Below are 3,690 nucleotides of genomic sequence, written 5' to 3'. Positions count from 1 at the left end.
GCACATGCCCGGGGAAGAGCGGCCTGGCGTCCAGGAACGCCACCGCCACGTCGTCCTCCAGGACCCGGTGCGCGGGCGCGTCACCCGCCACGATGGTGCAGAAGACGCAGGTCGCGTCGGTCACGCCGGTCTCACCCCTCGCTGGTGGCCTCACTGGTGGCGGATGCGGGACACCCGGGCAATGATCCTTGCATGCCCCTCCTCGTCGGCACCTCGGGATGGCAGTACAAGGACTGGCGCGGCGACCTCTACCCCGACGACTGCCCGCAGCGGCTGTGGCTGGAGGAATACGCCCGCCACTTCGCCACCGTCGAGAACAACGCCGCCTTCTACCGCCTGCCGGAGACCGGCACCTTCGCCGACTGGCGCGACCGCACGCCCGACGGCTTCGTGATGGCGGTCAAGGCCAGCCGCTACCTGACGCACATCAAACGGCTCCGCGACCCCGAGGAGCCGGTGCACCGGCTCATGGAGCACGCCGTCGGCCTGGGGGACCGGCTCGGACCCGTACTCCTCCAGCTCCCGCCCACCCTGCGCGCCGACCCCGCGGCCCTCGACGCCGTCCTCGCCTGCTTCCCCTCCGGCACCCGGGTCGCCGTCGAACCCCGCCACTCCTCCTGGTGGACCGACGACGTCGGGGCCGTGCTGGAGCGGCACGGCGCCGCCCTGTGCTGGGCCGACCACGACTCCCGGCCCGTGACACCCCTGTGGCGGACGGCCGACTGGGGCTACGTCCGCTTCCACTGCGGCAGGGCACAGCCGTGGCCGCGCTACGGCCGCCAGGCGCTCACCAGCTGGGCCGAGCGCATCGCCGGACAGTGGCCCGACGAGGCCGACGTCCACGTCTACTTCAACAACGACCCCGGCGGCGCCGCCGTCCACGACGCGGTCGCCTTCGCCCGCGCCGCCGCCGCGCACGGCCGCACCGTCACCCGTACGCCCGAGCACCCCGCGTGAGCTCCACAGGAAGCCGTACCGGAGGGAACGGCCACGGGGGCCGCCCCGTCTGAGCGGATGTGGCCCGAACGCGCACGGCGCCGGCGTGCCGTCCGTACGGGGAGGGGGCGTACGGCATGTACGGCATGGACGCGGAGCGCGGCACTCCACCGGTGCTGGCCGGGCGGTACCGGCTCATCGAACCACTGGGCAGCGGCGGCATGGGAGTCGTCTGGCGCGCCCTCGACGAACTCCTCGACCGGGAGGTCGCGGCCAAGGAGGTCCGCGCCCCCGAACACCTGCGCGAGACCGACGTGCGCGTCCTCTACGCACGCCTCCAGCAGGAGGCCCGCGCCGCCGCCCGCGTCAGCCACCCGAACGTCATCACCGTCCACGACGTCGTCGAGCACGACGGCCGCCCCTGGATCGTCATGGAGCTCGTCCGCGGCCGCTCCCTCGCCGACGTCCTCCACGACCAGGGGGTGCTCCCGCCCAAGGAGGCGGCCAGGATCGGCGCCCTGGTCCTCCGCGCCCTGCGCAGCGCCCACGCCTCCGGGGTGCTCCACCGCGACGTCAAACCCGCGAACGTCCTGCTGGAGCCCGGCGGCAGGGTGGTCCTGACCGACTTCGGCATCGCTCTCGTCGAGGGCTCCGGCACCCTCACCCGCACCGGCGACCTGGTCGGCTCGCCCGACTTCCTCGCCCCCGAACGCGCCCTCGGACAGCGGCCCGGGGCACCCTCCGACCTCTGGTCCCTGGGGGCGACCCTCTACGCGGCGCTCGAAGGCGTCTCGCCCTTCCGGCGCACCTCGGCGCTCGGCACGCTCCAGGCCGTGGTCCAGGACGACCCACCGCCGCCCCGACGGGCGGGGCCGCTCACCCCGCTGCTCGAAGGGCTGCTCCGCAAGGACCCGCGTACGCGCATGGGCTCGGTGGAGGCACAGCGGATGCTCGACGCCGTCGCGGCCGGCTACCCGACCACCAGGCCCGGGTGGCAGGCCGGCGGCTACGTCCCCACCGAGCGCTCCACGCCGGGCCCGGCCATGTCGCCACCCACGCCCGACAGTTCGGGTGCTCCACCGGCGGTGTCACCGTCGGCGCCGCCTGCGCACACGCCGCCTGTGCACACGCCGTCCGTGGGCATGCCGCCGTCCGTACCCGTGGGCATGCCGTCGCCGGTGCCGTCACCGGCGTACCCGGTGCTCCGTACGGAACCGGCCGCGCGGCGGCGCGCGACCGCGCTGCTCCTCGGTTCGCTGCTGGCCCTGCTGCTCGTCGGCGGGGGCACGGTCGCCGTGCTGGCCACGCGTGACACGGGCGGATCGGGCGGCGGGAACCCGGGCGGGGCCACCACCGGAACCACCACCGGAACCACACAGCCCGCCGACGGCGGCGGGCAGGGAGCGAGCCCCACCCCGGCGGGAGGCCCGTCGGAATCCCCGTCCGGCGACTCTCCGTCGGACTCCCCGTCCGGTTACCCCTCGGGCTACGCGTCCGCGGGCACCGGGAAGAGCTCGCCGGGCCCCTGCAACGGGGGCTGGCTGTCGACCTGCCCACCGGGGTGAGGCCCACGCACACGCACGGCCCGGCCGCCGCCGGGCCGCCGTCGGAACAACTGTCGAACCATCAGAACCGGCTATCGGGGGGTACGTTCATGCGGCTGGTCACTGTGCTCCGGGTCGTCTCGCTGATCACCGTGCCCGCGGTCATCGGCGCCGCGACGCTCACGGGATGCACATCGGAGCAACGGAAGAAGGCGTCCCGGCTCGCCCTGGAGGCCGTGGGGGTGGTGGGCGACCACCCCTTCGTACGGAACCCGGACACCGACCTCAAGGGTGTCAAGTCCCCGTCCGGAGGCGGCGGACAGAAGGCGGCGGACGCCCGCGGCGCCTTCGGCGGCACCCCTGGGACCGCGCACTGCGACAAGGGGCTGCTCATCAAACAGATCACGCAGGACCCGGTCGAGGCCAAGGCATGGGCGGAGGCCCGCGGCATCGACCCGAACCGCATCGCCGCCCACATCGACAGCCTCACCGAGGTCGTCCTGCTCGACGACACCCTCGTCAAGAACCACGACTACCAGGGCGACGGCCGCACCAGGGAGTACCTGTCCGTGCTCCAGAAGGGCGTCGCCGTCCTCAACGACCCGTACACAGGGCCCGCCGTCAAGTGCAACTGCGGAAACCCTCTCGGCGAACCGGACGGCGACGTGGACCTCCAGGCGTCCACGTACGTCGGTGTGCGGTGGGAGTCCTTCAGCGAGACGACGGTCACCGTCATCACACCGCGGCCCAAGGACAAGGGCCCGGTCCAGAAGATCCCCCTCGTCGACCCCTTCCAGAGCGACAAGGCGTTCGACCGCCAGGTCGGCACGGACGGCGACCAGGACTCGGCGACCTACCACTGGACGCCGCCACCCCGCGCCACGCCACCCGCGCGCGGCACCAAGCAGCCGTCGCCGGGGACGGGAAAGCCGACGGGAACGCCGACGGGAGGGGTCACGGAACCCACCACGGAACCCACTACGGGAACGGCCACGGGACCGACGCGACGCGTCACGGAGCCGCCGTCGTCCGCCGCCGGTTCGCCCGCGGCGCCCACCGGGCCAGGGCCGGTGTCGCCCCCGGAGTCCGCGCCGCCCACGACGAAGCCCACGCGCACGGCCGCCGCGAACCCGTCCACGGGAGGCGGGACGCAGCCACAGCCGACGAAACACCCGCCCACGGAGCGCCCTGCCACGGGGTACCCGCCCAC

The 3,690-nt window shown here is 74.1% G+C and carries 3 protein-coding genes; all 3 read left to right on the top strand.

Annotation, left to right across the window (positions count from 1 at the left end; all coding sequences use genetic code 11):
- The first annotated feature begins 192 nt into the window (after positions 1 to 192).
- Complete coding sequence (locus tag K6I34_RS33590; protein ID WP_229331825.1) at positions 193 to 957, top strand: DUF72 domain-containing protein; 765 nt, start codon at positions 193 to 195, stop codon at positions 955 to 957.
- A gap of 116 nt (positions 958 to 1,073) precedes the next feature.
- On the top strand, positions 1,074 to 2,501 hold the full coding sequence (locus K6I34_RS33585) for a serine/threonine-protein kinase (protein WP_229331824.1): 1,428 nt from the start codon (positions 1,074 to 1,076) through the stop codon (positions 2,499 to 2,501).
- Positions 2,502 to 2,590: 89 nt separating this feature from the next.
- Positions 2,591 to 3,690 (top strand): DUF6777 domain-containing protein (locus K6I34_RS33580; RefSeq protein ID WP_229331823.1); only part of this gene is annotated, 1,100 nt, incomplete at its 3' end.

The organism is Streptomyces sp. UNOC14_S4 (assembly GCF_020740835.1).
Lineage (GTDB): Bacteria > Actinomycetota > Actinomycetes > Streptomycetales > Streptomycetaceae > Streptomyces.
This window is presented reverse-complemented; position numbering and strand designations above follow the sequence as displayed.